This is a genomic window from Streptomyces sp. STR69 (assembly GCF_024519455.1).
Lineage (GTDB): Bacteria > Actinomycetota > Actinomycetes > Streptomycetales > Streptomycetaceae > Streptomyces.
The window spans coordinates 330,674-350,222 of sequence record NZ_JALJRY010000002.1 but is presented as its reverse complement, the minus strand read 5'-3'; the positions used below and the strand labels follow the sequence as shown (position 1 = coordinate 350,222).

Below are 19,549 nucleotides of genomic sequence, written 5' to 3'. Positions count from 1 at the left end.
ATCACGCAACAACTACGCGCGTTCCCGAGGCCGCCCACCGGCACACCCAGTCCGGCCGGGCAGCCACCGAGCAGGCCGGGATCCCGGCCGCCGTATAAGGAGTTCCGTGTGAGACCGACCCCCCACAAGGCCCTCGCAGCCGGCGTCTTCGCCGTCGCCGCGGTGGCCGCCCTCTCGCTGCCCGTCACCCCGGCCGCCGCCGCGCAGTCCGCGGCTCCCGTGGCCGCCGCCTGCACCCCGGCGCAGGCGGTCGCCAACGGCGGCTTCGAGAGCGGCACTTCGTCCTGGACCCAGTCCTCGACGACCGTCATCACCAGCCGCACCGGGCAGAGCGCCCACGCCGGCACCAGCTTCGCCTGGCTGGACGGCACCGGTGGCACGCACACCGACACGCTCTCCCAGAGCGTGACGATCCCGTCCGGCTGCGCCAGCGCCACGCTGACCTTCTGGCTGCACATCGACACCGCCGAGACGACCTCGTCCACCGCGTACGACAAGCTCACGGCGAAGATCGGCAGCACGACGCTGGCGACCTACTCGAACCTGAACAAGGCCACCGGGTACGTCCAGAAGTCGTTCGACGTGTCGTCGTTCGCCGGCCAGACCGTGAGTCTCGCCTTCTCCGGCGTGGAGGACTCCAGCCTCCAGACGAGCTTCGTCGTGGACGACATCGCCCTCAACACCTCGGGCGACACGGCCCCGCCGGCCGACTCGACGCGCACGCCGGCCGCCCCGGCGTACACCGTGAGTCTGAGCAGCAACACCGCCGGCACGGTCTGGACCGGCCACGAGAGCACGACCTTCACCAACGCCTCGGCGACCCCGCTGACCGAGGTGTACCTGCGGCTGTGGGACAACTACCACGGCACCTGCTCCGCACCGCCGATCACGGTCACCAATGTCACCGGCGGCACCGCGGGCGCCCTCTCGGTCGCCTGCACCGCCCTCCAGATCGCGCTGCCGACCCCGCTCGCGCAGGGTCAATCGACCACCATCGGCTTCGACTTGGGGATCACGGTCCCGAGCGGCGCCGACCGGTTCGGCTACGACGGCGCGTTCAGCATGATCGGCAACGCGCTGCCGGTCCTCGCGATCAAGGACGGCTCGGGCTGGCACCTGGACCCGTACACGAACAACGGCGAGTCCTTCTACTCCCTGGCCGCCGACTTCAAGGTGACCCTGGACCACCCGACCACCCTGCTGGTCCCGGCCACCGGCGCCTCGGTCGACACCCCCGGCACCAGCGGCCGTACGGTGACCACGGCCACCGCGTCCAAGGTCCGCGACTTCGCGTGGGCGGCGGGCCCGTTCACCAAGATCTCGGGTACGTCGACCGCGGGCACCCCGATCAACATCTACTCGGTGACAGGCATCAGTTCGGCCAACGCCCAGTCGATGCTCACCACCGCCAAGTCGGCAGTCGACGCCCACGCCGGCCGCTTCGGGGCTTACCCGTACGGCGAGTTGGACGCCGTCATCGACAACAACTTCTGGTTCGGCGGCATGGAGTACCCCGGCTTCGTCCTCGACCTGGTCAGCACCACGGCACTCACCCATGAGATCGGCCACCAGTGGTTCTACGGCATCGTCGGCGACGACGAGTACAACAGCCCCTGGCTGGACGAGGCGTTCACCGACTACGCCACCGACCTGGCCCAGGGCCTGACCGGCACCAACTGCTGGAACAACGTCTCCTGGGCCTCGACGGCGGAGAACATCACCAACTCGATGGCCTACTGGGACGCCCACTCGTCCCGCTACTCCACCGTCGTCTACGGCTACGGCAAGTGCGCCCTGCACGATCTGCGCCGCACCCTGGGTGACACGGTGATGGCCAAACTCCTGAAGGACTACGCCACTTCGCACTGGTACGGCGTCTCGACCACGGCCGAGTTCAAGGCGGCGGCCCAGGCCGCCACGACCACGGACCTGACCTCGTTCTGGACGACGCACCGCATCATCGGCTGATCTTCGGCCGGCGAAAGGGGGGTCGGCGGTGCCGCCGGCCCCCCTTTGCCGTCAGACCCGTCGCGTAGGCGCCGCAGCGGTCGGCGGTACGGCGGTCCCGCCGGCCTCCGTGCGCCAGGCGTCGGCGAGTTCGGCGGGGAAACGCCGGCCGCTGCGGGTGAGGACGACACCGGGGGCGAGTTCGACCTCGTCGCCGGGCCGGAAGGACCGGTCGGCTCCCGGCGGAAGCGTCTCCCAGGAGCCGGGCACGCCGCTACGGCCGACTCCGCGCATCCGCGTCCCGTAGGTGCTGACATCACGGACCAGGACCGTCCCGCCGCGCGCGGAGAGCGCCACATGCCGACGGCTGACCTGCGCGGCGACATCCGGCGACAACAGACGGTGCAGGGCGATGCCCTCGGGTCCCGGCAGCCGTCCGACATGCGCCTCGGAACCCTCGTCGAGGGTGTAACGGGCCACGCAGACACGGTCGATGACGACCTTGAGCTGGGCGGCGGCGGGCCTCGGCCCCTCGTCGGCCAGCGGGGCGCCGTGCAGTTCGCAGGTGGGGACACCACGCCGCATGCGCGGCAGCAGGACGCGGTCGCCCCGGTGGACGTCGTAGAGCGTGCAACGGGGTTCCGGGCAGCGCCAGTTGCGCATGATGACCTGGGTCAGCGGGGTGCGGGACGGGCCGAGCAGGCCCTGCTTCTTGAGGGCCGCGAGTTCCATGCGGTAGGAGATCTCGGCCTCCGTGCGCACGCCCATGTCCATGGCCACGAGAGCGACCGAGCCGTCGGGGCGGGGCTCCGGTCTGAGGAACTGCCAGGTGTTCCCCTGGATCCACGGGTGTTCGACGCGATGGTCGACGTACTGATCCCCGGTGACGACGCGGGTACCGGTCATCCGCGCCAGGTCCAGGATCCGCTCGTCGGCGTCGTCCACCTCCTCGACCAGCCCCTCGGCCACCCACCGGCGCAGCCGCCGGACCTCGGCCGGATCGCCGAACTCCCGGTGCCCGCCCAGCAGACTGGTGTCGGCGACCAGGTAGACGGAGACGTCGGGGTCCCCGGTGAGTTCCGTCAACGCCCGGAGGACAAGCCCGAGTCGGCGCAGCGAGCGCGGCCCTCGGGGGCCGATGGAGGTCTGGCGTACGACGTTGGAGAGTTCCAGCAGATAGTCGGCGCCCTCCGCCGAAGGGGACAGATGTTGTTCCATGCACGCCTCACCGTCCGACGGGACTTGCCAACTACCCTGATTCTCCCCGAACTTCGCCTCGATTCCTTGATCTCCTCGGACCCTTACGGATGACCGGGTTGCACCGGTACGATCACTCGCCTGGCGAGGGGGGCCGATCATCTTGAACAACGCTGGAAACGGTGACCACTTGAGACCGTTGGGTCCCGACGACCCACGGGACGTGGCCGGTTACCGGCTGCTCGCGCGGATCGGCGAGGGCGGCATGGGGTCCGTCTATCTCTCGCGCACCCGCGGCAACCAGCCGGTCGCCCTGAAGGTGATCCGCCGGGAGTACGCCCAGGACGAGGAGTTCCGGCGCCGCTTCGAGCAGGAGGCGAACTCCGCGCGCCGAGTGCAGGGCTACCACATCGTCCCGGTCGTCGACCACGACACCACCGGACCACAGCCCTGGCTCGCCACCGTCTACGTCCCCGGCCTCGCCCTGGACCGGGTCCTCGCCCTGCACGGGACGCTCCCGCTGCCCACCGTGCTCCAGTTGACCGGCTGTGCGGCGGAGGCGCTGCAGGCCGTGCACAAGGCCGGTGTCATCCACCGGGACATGAAGCCTGGCAACATCCTCGTCGGCTCCGACGGCCCCTGGATCATCGACTTCGGCATCGCGCGGGCTGCCGACGCGACCCAGCTCACCCGCAGCGGCGGGCTCATCGGCACGCCGCAGTTCATGTCGCCGGAGCACGCGAACGGCCAGGAACAGACCCCGGCCGCCGACGTCTTCTCCCTCGGCCTGATCGCCGCCGTGGCCGCGACCGGCCGCCACCCGTACGGCGACTCGGGGGCCATCACCCTGGCGACGAAGATCGCCAACACCGAGTTCCGGCCGCCGGACCTGACGTCGTACCCCGAGCCACTGCGCACGGTCCTGGAACGCACCCTGACCGCAGACCCGGCCGCCCGCCCGACCCCTGCTGAACTAGCCGCCCTGTGCCAGGAGTCGGCGGGGCGCCCGTTGCGGGACTTCACCGACTGGCTGCCCGCGGCGGTCGCGACGGACATCGCGCGACAGGAGCAACTCGCGGGTGAGCAGACGGATTTGACGGGTGACGTGAGCCTACCGAGTGCCTCGCCGGACGCTGGTTCGGCGGGTGCGACCACCGTTCCTCCCGCCGCTGCGGCAGCCAACTCCTCGGCGCCCGCCGGGTACACGCCCACACAGACATCGGGACCCGACCAGCCGACGCAGCACGCTCCGACACGACAGCCGATTGCCGGTCCGACGCCCTCGTTCCCGCCCGGGGCACCGCCCGCGGCTGTGGCGCCGGCCCGCAGCCGGACCCCGCTCGCGGTCGGCGCCGCCGCGCTGGCCGTGGTGGTCGTAGCCACGGCGGCCTGGGTCTTCACCCGTGACGACGACAAGGACACCGGCGCGAAGGGGAGCACCGGACACACCGCTTCGTCAGCGCCCACCGGAACCACCTCGTCACCGTCCACGAGCGCGACGGCGACCGGCTACACGGCGGTGTTCAAGGCCAAACCGCTCACCCTGCGCGCCCAGTTCACCACCGGCCGCAGCTCGTACACCAACGTCGACCTGGACGCACCGCAGATCGACACCCACGCCTCCAGCTCGACGACCGGGGCCGAGCTGCAGTACGCGGAGTGGGGCACCGCCCACACCCTGAACTTCGTGACGACCACGGGCAAGAGCGCGGGGCTCACGCCGGAACAGTGCGCCGAGGGCGCCGCGGCGAACGCGCTGCCCTCCCAGCTCGCCGACGCCGACCAGGGCAAGGAACTGACCAAGGGCACGCTGCTGTGCACCGTCACCGACGAGAAGAACCTGGCACTCCTCGACATCAAGGACGTCATCGTCCGGAAGGACGCCTCCGGCGTCGCGGCCCGCGACTACGTCACCGAGCTGACCCTCTGGAAGACGCCCTGACGGGTGGCGAGTCGAGCACCCGCTCCCGGACCGCCGCAGGTCATCATTCCCCGGAGCACACTGCTGTCCTCTGTCCACGAGATGGGGCTGGGCTCAGGCCGGACGCCCTGGACCTCGGCGGCATACTGCCAGTTGACACGGATGCATCGGCTGCGTTCTCCGGCCGCCCGACGCCTCCCCCGCGGCCGCCGGTTCCGTTCCGTCTCCCCTCCTGCAGCCATGCTCGCTGTGCAGCGCTCCGAGCGTGTGCGCGCCGTGGGGCACCGCGCGATGAGAGGCCCCACGATGGCGCCCCGGCACATGTACCCCGCCCGGCGCTGGAGATGAGGACCAACGGCCCCTGTCCTGGGAGCCGGCCCCTGGCGATCCTGGCGGAGACGGCCCGGTCCGGGCACCACGGCCACAGGACACGCGACGCGACTGTCTGCGGGCACACATGAGGAGCCGAGAAGACCATGCCGACGATGCCCCGCTCCCCGAAGCCGGAACCTCCAGCGGGAAGGCTCCCGACGGCCGGTCGGCGGCGGCAGCAGCTGATGCTGGCGCTTGCCACCATCGGGTTCGCGGTGAACTTCTGGGCCTGGGCGCTGCTGAGCCCACTCGGCCCGCGGTTCAAGGACAGCCTGCAACTGAGCGCGTTCCAGCAGGCGTTGCTGGTCGCCGTACCGGTGGTGGTGGGCTCGCTGGGCCGCATACCGATAGGCGCGCTGACGGACCGGTTCGGTGGCCGGGTGATGTTCCCGCTGGTCTCCGCGGCGACCATCGTCCCTGTCCTGTACCTGGGGCTGGCCGGACACTCCTCCCTGAACCGGTTGCTGGTGGGCGGGTTCTTTCTCGGTATCGGCGGCACCGCGTTCGCGGTGGGGGTGCCCTTCGTCAGCGCCTGGTTTCCGCCCGGGCGCAGGGGGCTCGCGATCGGTGTCTTCGGTGCCGGGATGGGCGGCACCGCCATCAGCGCCCTGACCACGGTGAACCTGGTCAAGTCGCACGGTCTGGCCACCCCGTTCGTGGTGACCGCGATCGTGCTGGCCTGCTATGCGGCGCTGGCCGCTGTCCTGCTGCGCGACGCTCCGGGCAGGACCGTACCGCCCGGGACCATGGCGGGCCGGCTCGCCGCCACCGTCAGACTCCGTGTCACCTGGCAGGCATCCGCGCTGTACGCGGTCGCGTTCGGCGGATACGTGGCCTTCTCCGTCTATCTGCCCACCTACCTCAAGTCGGGGTACGGCCTGGCGCAGGCCGACGCGGCCAACCGGATGGCCGGGTTCGTCCTGCTGGCGGTGGTGATGCGGCCGGTCGGCGGCTGGTTGTCCGACCGGCTGGGCCCCACGCGCGTGCTGGCCGTGGCACTCGCCGCGGTCACACTGAGTGCGGCCGTTCAGTCCTTCGCCCCGCCGCTGGCCCCGCTGGGCACCATCACCTTCCTGACGATCGCCGCCGCGCTCGGCGCGGGCAGCGGTGCCACCTTCGCCCTCGTCGCCCTGCTCGCCCCGGCCGGCAAGGTCGGCGCCGTCACCGGCGTCGTCGGCGCGGCCGGCGGGCTGGGCGGTTTCGTCCCACCTCTGCTGATGGGTTCCCTCTACGGCGCCTACGGCTCCTACGCACTCGGGCTGGCCCTGCTCGCCCTGATCGCCGCCACCGCCCTGGCATTCACCGCGACCGCCGTCCGCAAGGCCGTCACCCACGGCGCCCCGACGGCACCCAACCCGGCCTGAGACGAGTCACCATGTGTGAGTACTGCGGCTGCCAGGCATTGCCCGAGATCGCCGAACTGACCCGCGAACACGACCTGGTCGTCAATCTCATCGGGGACATCCGCACCGCGCACCGCGACGCGGACGTACCCCGGATGGCGTGGATCGCGCGGCGCGTCGCGGCCGTACTCGTGCCGCACACGGCGGTGGAGGAGCAAGGTCTCTCCCCGCCGCTGGCGGAGGAGTTCCCCGACGGCATGGCGGCGCTTCGGGCCGAGCACCGGCACGTCGAGGCCGTCCTCGACGAGGCCGCCGCGGGCGTCCCGGCCGACCCTGCCTGGCCCCGGCGGCTCCTGGACACCCTGGATCTGCTGCGCAACCACATCCTCAAGGAACAGGACGGTGTGTTCCCCGCCGCCCTGGCCGTGCTGAGCACCGAGGACTGGGAGGCCATGGACGCGGTCCGCTCCCGCGTCGGAACGATGAGCCCGGACTTCGCCACAACGGAGTTCGCCACAGAAGCCGGTGTCGACATCGATCAGCACGCCGGATCACAGCAGGACGGGCCGCTGACACCCGGGAAGGCGGCATCGTGAGCCGAGGAACCGCAGGAACCGACCCCCAGGCACGCCAACCAACCGGTCTGGACGGAGAGTTGGCGGACGCACTGGTGAGCACCCGCCGGTTCTTCACCCGAGCCGAGGTCTCCCCCGACCACCGCACCCTGTACAAAATCGGTGGCCGCAAGGCCGACGACTTCTACCGGGACCGCTGGAGCCACGACAAGGTGGTGCGCTCCACCCACGGGGTGAACTGCACCGGCTCGTGTTCGTGGAAGGTGTACGTCAAGGACGGCATCATCACCTGGGAGTCCCAGCAGACCGACTACCCCACGGTCGGCCCGGACAGCCCGGAGTACGAGCCGCGCGGCTGCCCGCGCGGCGCCGCGTTCTCCTGGTACACCTACTCGCCCACCCGCGTCCGCTACCCCTATGTTCGTGGAGTGCTCCTGGAGATGTACCGGGAGGCCCGGGCCCGGCTCGGTGACCCGGTGCTGGCGTGGGCGGACGTCGTGTCCGACCCGGAGCGGTCCCGGCGCTACAAGTCGGCGCGCGGCAAGGGCGGCCTGGTACGGGCGAGTTGGGACGAGGCGAGCGAGATGATCGCCGCCGCCCATGTGCACACCATCAAGGAGTACGGTCCCGACCGGCTGGCCGGGTTCTCGCCGATACCGGCCATGTCGATGGTCTCCCATGCCGCAGGGGCGCGCTTCTACTCGCTGCTCGGCGGGGTGATGCTGTCGTTCTACGACTGGTACGCCGATCTGCCTGTGGCCTCCCCGCAGGTCTTCGGGGACCAGACGGACGTACCGGAGTCCGGCGACTGGTGGGACGCCGGCTATCTGATCATGTGGGGTTCGAACCTGCCGGTGACCCGCACCCCGGACGCGCACTGGATGGCGGAGGCCCGCTACCGGGGGCAGAAGGTGATCGCGGTCGCCCCGGACTACGCGGACAACGTGAAGTTCGCCGACGAGTGGCTGCCTGCCGCACCGGGCACCGACGGGGCGCTGGCGATGTCGATGGGGCACGTGATCCTCAAGGAGTTCTTCGTCGACCGCCAGGTCGGCTACTTCACCGACTACGTGAAGCGGTACACCGACCTGCCCTTCCTCGTCACCCTCGAACAGCGCGGCGCCGGGGCCGACTTGACGTACGCACCCGGGAAGTTCCTGACCGCCGCCGACCTGGGCGGCACGGCGGCCGAGGCGGAGAACGCGGAGTTCAGGACCGTCCTCCTCGACGCCGCCACCGGTGACCCCGTCGTCCCGAACGGTTCGCTCGGCCACCGCTACGGCGAGTCCGGCGCGGGAAAGTGGAACCTCGACCTCGGCGACACCGACCCACTGCTGACAGCGGCCGGCGGCAGCGATGACGCCGAGGCCGCCGTGACGGTGGAGCTGACCCGGTTCGACACCCCGGACGGGACCGCCGGACAACTGCGGCGCGGAGTCCCCGTACGCCGGATCGCGGGCCAGTTGGTGACCACGGTGTTCGACCTGCTCCTCGCCCAGTACGGCGTCGCCCGCGACGGGCTGCCCGGCATCTGGCCGACCGGCTACGACGACCCCGATCAGCCCTACACCCCGGCCTGGCAGGCGGCCATCACCGGGGTCGCCGGGGAAACGGCGGCCCGCATCGCGCGCGAGTTCGCCGCCAACGCCGAGGAGTCCAAAGGCCGTTCAATGATCATCATGGGGGCGGGGACCAACCACTGGTTCCACTCCGACACCATCTACCGCTCCTTCCTCACCCTGACGACCCTGACCGGCTGCCAGGGCGTCAACGGCGGCGGCTGGGCGCACTACGTGGGCCAGGAGAAGGTCCGCCCGATCACCGGCTACTCGGCGATCGCGACGGCCGCCGACTGGCACCGGCCCGCCCGGCAGATGATCCAGACCGCGTACTGGTACCTGCACACCGACCAGTTCCGCTACGACCCCTTCAGCGCCGACACCCTCGCCGCCGCGGGTGCGGGCGGCACCTTCGCGGGGAAGAGCACGGCGGATGTCATCGCGGCCTCGGCCCGGATGGGCTGGATGCCGTCGTACCCGACGTTCGACCGCAACCCGCTCACCCTCGCCGGCGACGCGGAAGCCGCCGGGCAGGAGGTGTCGGAGTACGTCGTGGACGAACTGAAGTCAGGCGGACTGAAGTTCGCGGGCGAGGACCCGGACGCGCCGGAGAACTTCCCCCGGGTGCTGACCATTTGGCGGGCGAACCTGCTCGGCTCCTCCGCCAAGGGCAACGAGTACTTCCTCAAGCACCTGCTCGGTACCGACTCCGCCGTACGCGCCACCGAGGCGCCGCCCGATGCCCGCCCGCGCGACGTGGTGTGGCGGGACGAGGCGCCGGTGGGCAAGCTCGACCTGCTGCTCACCCTGGACTTCCGGATGACCAGCACCACCGTCTACTCCGACATCGTCCTTCCGGCCGCGACCTGGTACGAGAAGCACGACCTAAACACCACGGACATGCACCCGTTCGTGAACTCCTTCAACCCGGCCATCCCGCCGCCGTGGCAGACCCGCACCGACTGGGACGCCTTCAACACCATCGCGGCGGCGTTCAGCCGTCTCGCCGAGGGGCGGCTGGGCACCGTGAAGGACGTGGTGGCCGCGCCGCTGCTGCACGACACCCCCGACGCGATGGCCACCCCGCACGGACGTGTCCGGGACTGGAAGGCGGGCGAGTGCGAGCCGGTCCCCGGCCGGACCATGCCCAAGCTCGTGACGGTGGAGCGCGACTATCCGGGCATCGCCGACCGGATGACCGCCCTCGGCCCGCTGCTCGACACCCTGGGCGCCACCACCAAGGGTGTCACCTTCGACGTGCGGCAGGAGTTGGAGTACCTGCGGCACAAGAACGGCACCGTGCGCGGCGGTCCCGCCGACGGCCGCCCGTCGATCGCCCGGGACGTGCAGGTCTGCGAGGCGATCCTGGCCCTGTCCGGCACCACCAACGGGCACCTGGCCACCCAGGGTTTCCGCACCCTGGAAGCCCGTACCGGCGTCGAGTTGGCCGACCTGGCCGCCGAGGCCGAGGGCAAGCGGGTCACCTTCGCCGACACCCAGGCGGGCCCCGTCCCGGTCATCACGTCGCCGGAGTGGTCGGGGACCGAGTCCGGCGGGCGCCGCTACTCGCCGTTCACCATCAACGTCGAACGCCTCAAGCCCTGGCACACTCTGACGGGTCGTCAGCACTTCTTCGTCGACCACGACTGGATGGCCGAACTCGGCGAGTGGATGCCCGTCTACCGGCCGCCGCTCAACATGCACGCCCTCTTCGACGAGCCCCAGGTGGGCGATCAGGGCGAACTCGGCATCACCGTCCGCTACTTGACCCCGCACAACAAGTGGTCCATCCACTCCGAGTACCAGGACAACCTGTTCATGCTCTCGCTCTCCCGGGGCGGCCCGACCGTCTGGATGAGCAAGGAGGACGCGGCGAAGATCGGCGTGCACGACAACGACTGGATCGAGGCGGTCAACCGCAACGGCGTCGTCGCCGCCCGCGCGGTCGTCTCCCACCGCATGCCGGAAGGCACCGTCTACATGCACCACGCCCAGGACCGGCTCATCGACGTCCCCCGCACCGAGACCAACGGGCGGCGCGGCGGCGTCCACAACTCGCTGACCCGGCTGCTGGTCAAGCCCAGCCATCTCATCGGCGGCTACGCCCAGTTGACGTACGCCTTCAACTACCTCGGCCCGACCGGGAATCAGCGCGACGAGGTCACCGTCATCCGCCGCCGCACGGACCAGGAGGTGACGTACTGATGGCACCGGACGCACCGCCCGGCCGCCGGGTCATGGCGCAGATGGCGATGGTGATGAACCTCGACAAGTGCATCGGCTGCCACACCTGCTCGGTCACCTGCAAACAGGCATGGACCAACCGCCCCGGCGTCGAGTACGTGTGGTTCAACAACGTCGAGACCCGCCCCGGCCAGGGCTACCCGCGCCGCTACGAGGACCAGGAGAAGTGGCGCGGCGGCTGGGACCTCAACAGGCGCGGCAATCTGAAGCTGAAGGGCGGCGGCCGGTTCAAGAAGCTCATCAACATCTTCTCCAACCCCACGCTGCCCTCGCTCGACGACTACTACCAGCCCTGGACGTACGACTACGAGACGCTGACCAACGCGCCGCTCCAGGAACACACCCCGGTCGCCCGCCCCAAGTCCCTGATCACCGGCAAGGACATGAAGATCACCTGGTCGGCCAACTGGGACGACAACCTCGGCGGCTCCGCCGACCACGGCGACAAGGACGTCCTCCTCGCGGGCATCGCCGAGAAGGTCAAGTTCGAGTTCGAGCAGACCTTCATGTTCCACCTGCCACGGATCTGCGAGCACTGCCTCAACCCGTCCTGCGTCGCCTCCTGCCCCTCCGGCGCGATCTACAAGCGCTCCGAGGACGGCATCGTGCTGGTCGACCAGGACCGCTGCCGGGGCTGGCGGATGTGCGTGTCCGGCTGCCCGTACAAGAAGATCTACTTCAACCACCGCACCGGCAAGGCCGAGAAGTGCACCTTCTGCTTCCCGCGCATCGAGGTGGGCCAGCCCACCGTCTGCGCCGAGACCTGCGTGGGCCGGCTCCGCTACATCGGCCTGGTCCTCTACGACCCCGACCAGGTCCTCGAAGCCGCCTCCACCCCCGACGACACCGACCTGTATGAAGCGCAGCGGAAGGTCTTCCTCGACCCCGACGACCCGCAGGTGGCCGCCGACGCGGAACGGTCGGGCATCCCACGCGACTGGATCGAGGCCGCCCGGCGCTCCCCGGTCCACGCCCTGATCAACACGTACAAGGTCGCCCTGCCGCTGCACCCGGAATACCGCACCCTGCCCATGGTCTGGTACATCCCACCGCTGTCCCCGGTCGTGGACGTGGTCCGCGACACCGGCTACGACGCCGAGGACCGCGGCAACCTGTTCGCCGCGATCGACGCCCTGCGCATCCCCGTGGACTACCTCGCCCAACTGTTCACCGCCGGCGACCCGGCCCCCGTCGACGCCGTACTGCGGCGGCTGGCCGCCATGCGCAGCTACATGCGCGACATCAACCTCGGCCGCGAACCCGACGCGACCATCCCCGCCGCGGTGGGCATGACCGAGGAGCAGATGTACGACATGTTCCGGCTCCTGGCGCTGGCCAAGTACGAAGACAGATACGTCATCCCGCCCGCGCACGCCGAACAGGCGCACAGTCTGGAGGAGTTGGCCACCGAGTGCAGCCTCGACTCCGAGGACGGCCCCGGCATGGGAGGCTCCGGTCCTTTCGGCGAGGCGTCCGGTGCTCCGGCCCCGATCGCCGTGGAGAACTTCCACCTGTTGCGCGACCGCCAGAGAGCCGATGCCGTGGACACCCCCGCGGCCCCCGGCGACAAGTCCACCCGGCTCAACCTCCTCAACTGGGACGGCAACGGCCGCCCCCAGGGCCTGTTCCCCCGCTCCTCCGGCGACGACGAGAGCGAGCCGCGCCCATGACCCGCGAAGGCACCGCCCGCAACACCGCCGCCTGGCAGGTCCAGTCCCTCCTCCTCGGCTATCCCGACGAGCGACTGCTCGAACAGGCGCCGCTGGTACGGGCCGTCACCGAGACCCTGCCCGACCGGATCGCCGCGCCCCTGCGCCGGTTCCTCGGGCACCTCGACCGCACGCCCGCCACCGACCTGGCGGCGGACTACGTCGCCACCTTCGACCACCGCAAACGCAACTGCCTGTTCCTCACCTACTACGCCCACGGCGACACCCGCAATCGCGGCGCCGCACTGCTGCGCCTCAAGCAGACCTACGCCGCGGCCGGACTGCGGCTGACCGACGACGAACTGCCCGACCACCTCTGCGTCGTCCTGGAGTTCGCCGCCACCGGCGACCCCGAAGCAGGCCGGCGCCTCCTCACCGAGCACCGGGCAGGACTGGAACTGCTACGCCTGGCCTTGCGCGACGCGCGCTCCGCGTGGGCCGACGTCCTGGACTCCGTATCGGCGACCCTGCCCCCACTGGCCGGTGACGAGCGCGAGGCCGTCGCCAAGCTCGCCGCCCAGGGACCGCCCGAGGAGCAGGTCGGTCTCGCGCCGTTCGCACCCCCGGAGTTCATGCCGGCCCCGGCGGGAGGCCGGTCATGACCCTTGGCGCGGACGCGGACCCGCTCGACATAGTGCTGTGGGTCGTCCTGCCGTACATCGCGCTGACCCTGTTCGTCGTCGGCCATGTCTGGCGCTACCGCTACGACAAGTTCGGCTGGACCACCCGTTCCAGCCAGCTGTACGAGAGCCGACTGCTGCGCATCGGCAGCCCGCTGTTCCACTTCGGGGTCCTGGCGGTGGTGCTGGGCCACATCGGCGGACTGGTGATCCCGAAGGACTGGACCGGAGCCATCGGCGTCAGCGAGCACGCCTACCACCTCATGGCCACCGGGCTCGGGACCATCGCCGGCGTCGCCACCCTGGCCGGACTGGCGATCCTCGTCTACCGGCGACGTACGGTCGGCTCGGTGTTCAGCGCCACCACCCGCAACGACAAGCTCATGTACGTCATGCTCACCCTGACGCTGGCACTGGGGCTGTCCGCCACCGTGGTCAGCAACATCATCGGCGGGGGATACGACTACCGCACCACCATCTCGCCCTGGTTCCGGTCGGTCTTCTACCTGCACCCCGACCCCACGCTGATGGCCGGTGCGCCACTGCTGTTCCGGCTGCACGCGCTCAGTGCCCTGCTGCTGTTCGGCGTCTGGCCGTTCACCCGGCTGGTGCACATGCTCACCGCACCGCTCGGCTACCTCACCCGTCCCTACATCGTCTATCGCAGCCGGGATGCGCAGTTGGGCTCCCGCGCACCCCGGCGCGGATGGGAACGCACCTGATGAGCACCGACCACAACGGTCCTGCCCGGCCTCCCGAGACACATCTGTCCGCCGGTGAGGTCACCAATCTGCCGGCCATGGGAGAGCGGTTGCTCGCCGACGCCAGGTCCGCGACCTCCGGGAGGGCGGCACGAACCGTCGTCGCACTTCCGGGACTTCGTGTCACCCTGATCGCGCTCGCGTCGGGTTCCGAACTCGCCGAACACGAAGCCCCGAACGCCGCCACCCTCACCTGCCTGACCGGCGAGGTGACACTCGACACCACCGACCGCACATGGCCCCTCGGCCAAGGTGACATCGTCGCCATTCCCGACCAACGGCACAGCCTGACCGCCGAGACCGACGCGGCGGTGCTTCTCACCGTCCGGCCGGCATGAACACCGGCGGAGAGGATCTCGTGTATCCGCCCCTCCCCTCCCTGTGCCCTGAAGAGCCGTAAACCACGATCGACACGGGAGGCGGGGACCGTCGTCAGCGGACGTGCCGGGCGAACGCCTCGTACGCCCGCTCGTCGAAGAGGACGAACCTGACCTCGTCGACCGACGTCGTCGCCGCCTGTACCGTCTCCACCGCGATCCGCGCCGCGTCGTCCATCGGCCAGCCGTAGATACCGGCGGACACGGCGGGGAACGCGACCGTACGCGCGCCGAGTTCGTCCGCGACGCGCAGCGACTCCCGGTAGCAGGAGGCGAGTTGCCCCGAGCGGTCCTCCGCGCGGGAGTGGACGGGGCCCACGGTGTGGATCACCCATTGGGCGTCCAGCTCGCCCGCCGTCGTCGCGACCGCCTGGCCTGTGCGCAGGCCCTTGCCGTAGTGCGAAGCGCGGAGTTTTCGGCAGGCCTCCAGGATCGCGGGGCCGCCCCGGCGGTGGATCGCGCCGTCCACGCCTCCGCCGCCCAGGAGCGAGGAGTTGGCCGCGTTGACGATCGCGTCGGCGCTCTGGCGGGTGATGTCGCCCCGGACGAGCTTGATGGTGGTGCTGGTGGTCATGCCTGCCTCAGTCTGCGCCAGACGGCCTTCGCCGCGTTGTGTCCCGACATGCCGTGCACACCGGGGCCGGGCGGGGTCGCCGAGGAGCAGATGAAGACGGCCGGGTGCGGGGTGGCGTACGGGGAGAGGGAGAGTTTGGGGCGCAGCAGGATCTGGAGTCCGGAGACCGCACCGGTGCCGATGTCGCCGCCGACGTAGTTGGCGTTGCGGGCGGCGAGTTCGGGCGGGCCGGCGGTCGCGCGGGCGAGGACTCGGTCGCGGAACCCCGGGGCGAAGCGCTCCAGTTGGCGTTCCAGGGCGTCCGTGAGGTCGCCGGTCCAGCCGCTCGGGACATGGCCGTAGGCCCAGAAGACGTGTTTGCCGGCCGGGGCCCGGGTGGGGTCGACGATGCTGGGCTGGACGGTGATCATGAACGGCCGGTCGGGGGCGCGGTTCTCGCGGGACGCGGCGCGCAGGGCGTTGCCGATCTCCGTGCTGTCGGCGCCGATCTGTACGGTGCCGGCGGTCCGCGCCTCCTTGGCGGTCCAGGGCACCGGGCCGTCCAGCGCGTAGTCGATCTTGAAGACGCCGGGGCCGTAGCGGTAGCTCTCGTAGTAATTACCGAAGCCCGCGATCTTCGCCAGGGCGGTGGGCGAGGTGTCGAAGACGTACGCGCGGGCCGGGGGGAGGTCGTCGAGGCGCTTGACCTCGTAGTCGGTGTGGATCTCGCCGCCGAGGTCCTTCAGGTAGGCGGCCAGGGCGTCCGAGATGGACTGGGAGCCGCCGCGCGCCACCGGCCAGCCACGCGCGTGTGCCGCGAGGGCGAAGACCAGGCCGATGGCTCCGGTGGCGAATCCGTTGAGCGGGGCCATGACGTGGCCGACCAGCCCGGCGAACAGGGTTTTGGCGCGCTCGTCGCGGAAGCGGCTGGTCAGCCAGGTCGACGGGGGCAGTCCGGCCAGGCCGAAGCGGGCGAGGGTGACCGGGTCGCGGGGCAGCGAGGTGAGCGGCAGGGACATGAAGTCGCGGACCAGGGTGTCCCACTTGGGGAGGAAGGGCTCGACCAGCCTCCTGTACGTCCCCGCGTCACGCGGTCCGAAGGACGCGGCCGTCTCCGCGACCGACCGGGACAGCACGGCCGCGCTGCCGTCGGTGAACGGGTGCGCCATGGGCAGCTCGGCGTGCAGCCACTCCAGGCCGTAGCGCTCCAGGGGCAGGGCGCGGAACGCGGGCGAGTTGATGCCGAGCGGGTGCGCCGCCGCGCAGGGGTCGTGCCGGAAGCCGGGGAGGGTGAGCTCCTCGGTGCGGGCGCCTCCGCCCACGGTGTCCCGTGCCTCGAACACGGCCACGGAGAAGCCGCGCCGGGCCAGCTCCACGGCAGCCGTCAGTCCGTTCGGCCCCGCACCCACCACGACCGCATCGAGCATCGACGGCACCTTCGGACCCCTTCTTCGTCAGCCCATGGCCACTCGGGGTCAGGATATGCCGCAGGACTGACATCCCCGGGGCCAGCCCGTCCAGTGTGCGGAACCCGTGACCCTATGACGCCCTCAGCAGCTCCATGACGCGTCGGGCCGTCGCCGCGTCCCGGGCCGTCGTGAACGGCAGTGCGTTGCCGCCCGTGATGCGGAAGGGCTCTCCGGTGAGGGTGAGGTGGGCGCCGCCCGCCTCCGCGACGAGGAGCAGGCCCGCCGCATGGTCCCAGGCGGCCTCCCAGGAGAAGGCCGTGGCGTCCAACTCGCCCCGGGCGATGGCGAGATACTCAAGGCCGGCCGAGCCGCACGGGCGCGTGCGCACCCCGTCCGCCCAGAGGCCGAGCAGGGCGCGCTTCTGGGCGTCCGTCGTGTAGTCCGGGTGGGAGGTGGCCACTTCCAGGTCCCGGGTGGGGTCCGGGGCGCCGGAGCGCAGCCGGACGCCGTCGAGGAATGCGCCGCCGCCCTTCACCGCCGTGGCCAGTTGGTCGCGGGCGGGGGCGTAGGTCCAGGACGCGAGCAGTTCGCCGTGCCGGGCGAGCGCGACCAGCGTGCAGAAGCCGGTCTCGCCGCGCACGAACTGGCGGGTGCCGTCGACCGGGTCGACGATCCAGACCGGGGCGTCGCCCTGAAGCGCCTCGTACGTCTCCGGGTCGGCGTGCACCGCTTCCTCGCCGACCACGACGGAGCCGGGCAGGAGGGCGCCGAGCACCTGTGTGAGGTGCCGCTCGGCGTTGCGGTCGGCGTCCGTGACCAGGTCGTGCGGGCCGCTCTTCTGGTCTATCTCGTGCGCGGCGAGCTGCCGGAAGCGGGGCATGATCTCGGCCGCCGCCGCCTTGCGGATCGCGTCCTCGACGTCGGCCGTGTGCTGTACGAGAAACTCGTCGATGGTTTCGGTGTCTTCGATCATGTCTCCATGAGAGCACGGGCCACTGACAATCCCCACCCGCCCGGTGCACTCCGGGTGGAATCACCATGAACACCCGGATTCACGATCACCGTCCGATTCACCCTCCGCGTCACCGTCCGACGGCATACCCCTGCATGCCCCGTGGATTCGCCGCCGCCGAGAGGATCCCGGCCACCGGGTCCCGGGCGACCGCGCACAGCCGTCCCTCCGACCAGGCGTCCCCGACGGTCACGTCATGGCCGCGCCGACGCAGCTCCTCCACCACCTTCTCGTCCATACGCGACTCGACGGTCACGCTGCCCGGTCGCATCCCGCGCGGGTAGAAGGAGCCGGGGAAGCTGTCGTTGTGCCAGTTCGGGGCGTCGATCGCGCCCTGGAGGTCGAGACCGCCGCGTGCCTTCGCGCGCGTGGCGACCGCCAGGAAGAAGTGCAGCTGCCACTGGTCCTGCTGGTCCCCGCCGGGGGTGCCGAAGGCCAGCACCGGCACTCCGTCGCGCAGGGCGATCGACGGGGTGAGCGTGGTACGCGGACGGCGGCCCGGCGCAAGGGAGTTGGGCAGGCCCGGTTCGAGCCAGGCCATCTGCAGCCGGGTGCCGAGCGGGAAGCCCAGCTCGGGCACCACCGGGTTGGACTGCAGCCAGCCGCCGCTGGGCGTGGCCGCGATCATGTTGCCCCAGCGGTCGACGACGTCGAGGTGGCAGGTGTCGCCCCGGGTGCCGCCGTCGGCCGTGATCCGCGCGACGGTCGGTTCCCCCGCCCCCATCGGGTCGAAGCCGGACTCCGCGGGTGCCACCACGCGCGCGTGCCCGCTCAGCCGTGGAACGCGCCCTCCGGGACTGCCGGGCCGCAGTTCGTGCGAGGCCTTCTCGCCGATCAGCTCCCGTCGCGCCGCGTTGTACTCCGCCGACAGCAACTCCCCCAGCGGTACGGCGTCTTCGCCCGCGTCCCCGTACCAGGCCTCCCGGTCGGCCATCGCGAGCTTGCAGCCCTCGATCAGGAGGTGGACGTAGTCGGCGGACCCGTAGGCCGGCAACTCGGGCGGGAGCAGGGCGAGTTGCTGGAGAAAGGCCGGGCCCTGGCTCCAGGGGCCGGCCTTGCAGAGGGTCCAGCCGTTCCAGTCGTACGTCGCCGGGGCCTCGTAGGACGCGGACCAGGAGGCCAGGTCGGCGGCCGTCAGGGTACCGGTGTGGCGCTCGCCGCTGGTGTCCATGGTGGGCCGCCCCGACTGCCGGACGAGCGCCTCGGCGATGAACCCGGACCGCCACACCGCCCGCGCCGCCTCGATCTCGGCCTCCCGGTCACCCGCTCCGGTGACCTCGGCGAGCAGTCGCTTCCAGGTGGCGGCGAGGGCGGGATTGCGGAACAACTCGCCGGGGCGGGGCGCCTTCCCACCGGGCAGGTAGACGTCCGCCGACGAGGTCCACTGCGTCTCGAACAGCGCCCGTACCGTCTCGACGGTCGCGCCGACGTTCTCCACGCACGCGTGCCCGGCCTCGGCGTACCCGACGGCGTACTTCAGGACGTCGGCGAGGGACTTCGTGCCGTGGTCGCGGAGCAGCAGCATCCAGGCGTCGAAGGCGCCGGGGACGGCCGCGGCGAGGGGGCCCGTTCCGGGCACGAGATCCAGACCGAGTCCCCTGTAGTGGTCGATCGTGGCCCCGGCGGGTGCGACGCCCTGTCCGCACAGCACCCGCACCTCGCCGCCCGCCGGGGCGAGCAGGACGGGCACCTCGCCGGCCGGGCCGTTGAGATGCGGCTCGACGACGTGCAGGACGAAGGCTCCGGCGACGGCGGCGTCGTAGGCGTTGCCGCCGTCCTCCAGGACGGCCATCGCGGACTGCGAGGCCAGCCAGTGGGTGGAGGACACCATGCCGAAGGTGCCCTGGAGGGTGGGGCGGGTGGTGAAGGACATGTCTCACCTCGGTGGTTATGCGCGTGGTCGTCCTGATCGATCAGCAGACTATCGACCGGGTCCGTGAACACTCCGCC

At 70.9% G+C, this 19,549-nt stretch carries 14 protein-coding genes; 9 read left to right on the top strand and 5 right to left on the bottom strand.

The window, feature by feature from the left end; all coding sequences use genetic code 11:
* Positions 1-108: 108 nt before the first annotated feature.
* Positions 109-1,968: a M1 family aminopeptidase gene (locus tag OC490_RS05265; protein ID WP_262056596.1), complete on the top strand. Its 1,860-nt coding sequence runs from the start codon at positions 109-111 to the stop codon at positions 1,966-1,968.
* Positions 1,969-2,019: 51 nt separating this feature from the next.
* Here OC490_RS05265 and OC490_RS05260 read toward each other — a convergent pair whose 3' ends face one another.
* Positions 2,020-3,165 carry an FHA domain-containing protein gene (locus OC490_RS05260; protein WP_262056595.1) on the bottom strand — a complete coding sequence of 382 codons (1,146 nt, stop codon included), beginning with the start codon at positions 3,163-3,165 and terminating at the stop codon, positions 2,020-2,022.
* A 244-nt stretch (positions 3,166-3,409) separates the two neighbouring features.
* Between OC490_RS05260 and OC490_RS05255 the strand changes: the two genes are divergently transcribed.
* The 8 genes from OC490_RS05255 to OC490_RS05220 all read left to right on the top strand — a co-directional run bounded on the left by OC490_RS05255 (position 3,410) and on the right by OC490_RS05220 (position 14,586).
* A complete protein-coding gene (locus OC490_RS05255; protein ID WP_410098578.1) occupies positions 3,410-5,086 on the top strand; it encodes a serine/threonine-protein kinase in 1,677 nt (558 codons plus the stop codon).
* 464 nt (positions 5,087-5,550) lie between these two features.
* Positions 5,551-6,801, top strand: coding sequence for an MFS transporter (locus OC490_RS05250; protein ID WP_410098577.1), 1,251 nt, complete (start codon positions 5,551-5,553; stop codon positions 6,799-6,801).
* A gap of 11 nt (positions 6,802-6,812) precedes the next feature.
* Entirely contained in the window at positions 6,813-7,376 is a 564-nt protein-coding gene (locus OC490_RS05245; protein ID WP_262056593.1) for a hemerythrin domain-containing protein, read from the top strand.
* Positions 7,373-11,119: a nitrate reductase subunit alpha gene (locus tag OC490_RS05240; RefSeq protein WP_410098557.1), complete on the top strand. Its 3,747-nt coding sequence runs from the start codon at positions 7,373-7,375 to the stop codon at positions 11,117-11,119. Before OC490_RS05245 ends, OC490_RS05240 begins: the two co-directional genes overlap by 4 nt.
* A complete protein-coding gene (gene narH / locus OC490_RS05235; protein ID WP_262056592.1) occupies positions 11,119-12,828 on the top strand; it encodes a nitrate reductase subunit beta in 1,710 nt (569 codons plus the stop codon). Before OC490_RS05240 ends, narH begins: the two co-directional genes overlap by 1 nt.
* Entirely contained in the window at positions 12,825-13,469 is a 645-nt protein-coding gene (narJ, locus tag OC490_RS05230; protein ID WP_262056591.1) for a nitrate reductase molybdenum cofactor assembly chaperone, read from the top strand. The genes narH and narJ overlap by 4 nt, the downstream gene beginning before the upstream one ends.
* Positions 13,466-14,209, top strand: coding sequence for a respiratory nitrate reductase subunit gamma (gene narI, locus OC490_RS05225; protein ID WP_262056590.1), 744 nt, complete (start codon positions 13,466-13,468; stop codon positions 14,207-14,209). Before narJ ends, narI begins: the two co-directional genes overlap by 4 nt.
* Positions 14,209-14,586 (top strand): cupin domain-containing protein, encoded by a 378-nt coding sequence (locus tag OC490_RS05220; RefSeq protein ID WP_262056589.1) that lies wholly within the window; start codon positions 14,209-14,211, stop codon positions 14,584-14,586. The genes narI and OC490_RS05220 overlap by 1 nt, the downstream gene beginning before the upstream one ends.
* Before the next feature lie 94 nt (positions 14,587-14,680).
* Here the strand turns inward: OC490_RS05220 and OC490_RS05215 are convergent, their stop codons facing one another.
* The 4 genes from OC490_RS05215 to OC490_RS05200 form a co-directional block, all read right to left on the bottom strand.
* Positions 14,681-15,199, bottom strand: a complete 519-nt coding sequence (locus tag OC490_RS05215) for an O-acetyl-ADP-ribose deacetylase (RefSeq protein WP_262056588.1) — start codon at positions 15,197-15,199, stop codon at positions 14,681-14,683.
* On the bottom strand, positions 15,196-16,605 hold the full coding sequence (locus OC490_RS05210; RefSeq protein ID WP_262056587.1) for a phytoene desaturase family protein: 1,410 nt from the start codon (positions 16,603-16,605) through the stop codon (positions 15,196-15,198). Before OC490_RS05210 ends, OC490_RS05215 begins: the two co-directional genes overlap by 4 nt.
* A 112-nt stretch (positions 16,606-16,717) precedes the next feature.
* The gene (locus OC490_RS05205; protein WP_262056586.1) at positions 16,718-17,560 is read right to left on the bottom strand and encodes an inositol monophosphatase family protein; all 843 of its coding nucleotides are present in this window, start codon (positions 17,558-17,560) and stop codon (positions 16,718-16,720) included.
* A 109-nt stretch (positions 17,561-17,669) separates the two neighbouring features.
* Complete coding sequence (locus OC490_RS05200; protein WP_262056585.1) at positions 17,670-19,472, bottom strand: gamma-glutamyltransferase family protein; 1,803 nt, start codon at positions 19,470-19,472, stop codon at positions 17,670-17,672.
* Between the last annotated feature and the right edge of the window lie 77 nt (positions 19,473-19,549).

Bases quoted from the DNA above. Each gene is read 5' to 3' on its own strand.
- OC490_RS05260 (WP_262056595.1), bottom strand. From the start codon at position 3,165: ATGGAACAACATCTGTCCCCTTCGGCGGAGGGCGCCGACTATCTGCTG.
- OC490_RS05255 (WP_410098578.1), top strand. From the start codon at position 3,410: ATGGGGTCCGTCTATCTCTCGCGCACCCGCGGCAACCAGCCGGTCGCC.
- OC490_RS05250 (WP_410098577.1), top strand. From the start codon at position 5,551: ATGCCCCGCTCCCCGAAGCCGGAACCTCCAGCGGGAAGGCTCCCGACG.
- OC490_RS05245 (WP_262056593.1), top strand. From the start codon at position 6,813: ATGTGTGAGTACTGCGGCTGCCAGGCATTGCCCGAGATCGCCGAACTG.
- narH (WP_262056592.1), top strand. From the start codon at position 11,119: ATGGCACCGGACGCACCGCCCGGCCGCCGGGTCATGGCGCAGATGGCG.
- narJ (WP_262056591.1), top strand. From the start codon at position 12,825: ATGACCCGCGAAGGCACCGCCCGCAACACCGCCGCCTGGCAGGTCCAG.
- narI (WP_262056590.1), top strand. From the start codon at position 13,466: ATGACCCTTGGCGCGGACGCGGACCCGCTCGACATAGTGCTGTGGGTC.
- OC490_RS05220 (WP_262056589.1), top strand. From the start codon at position 14,209: ATGAGCACCGACCACAACGGTCCTGCCCGGCCTCCCGAGACACATCTG.
- OC490_RS05215 (WP_262056588.1), bottom strand. From the start codon at position 15,199: ATGACCACCAGCACCACCATCAAGCTCGTCCGGGGCGACATCACCCGC.
- OC490_RS05210 (WP_262056587.1), bottom strand. From the start codon at position 16,605: ATGCTCGATGCGGTCGTGGTGGGTGCGGGGCCGAACGGACTGACGGCT.
- OC490_RS05205 (WP_262056586.1), bottom strand. From the start codon at position 17,560: ATGATCGAAGACACCGAAACCATCGACGAGTTTCTCGTACAGCACACG.
- OC490_RS05200 (WP_262056585.1), bottom strand. From the start codon at position 19,472: ATGTCCTTCACCACCCGCCCCACCCTCCAGGGCACCTTCGGCATGGTG.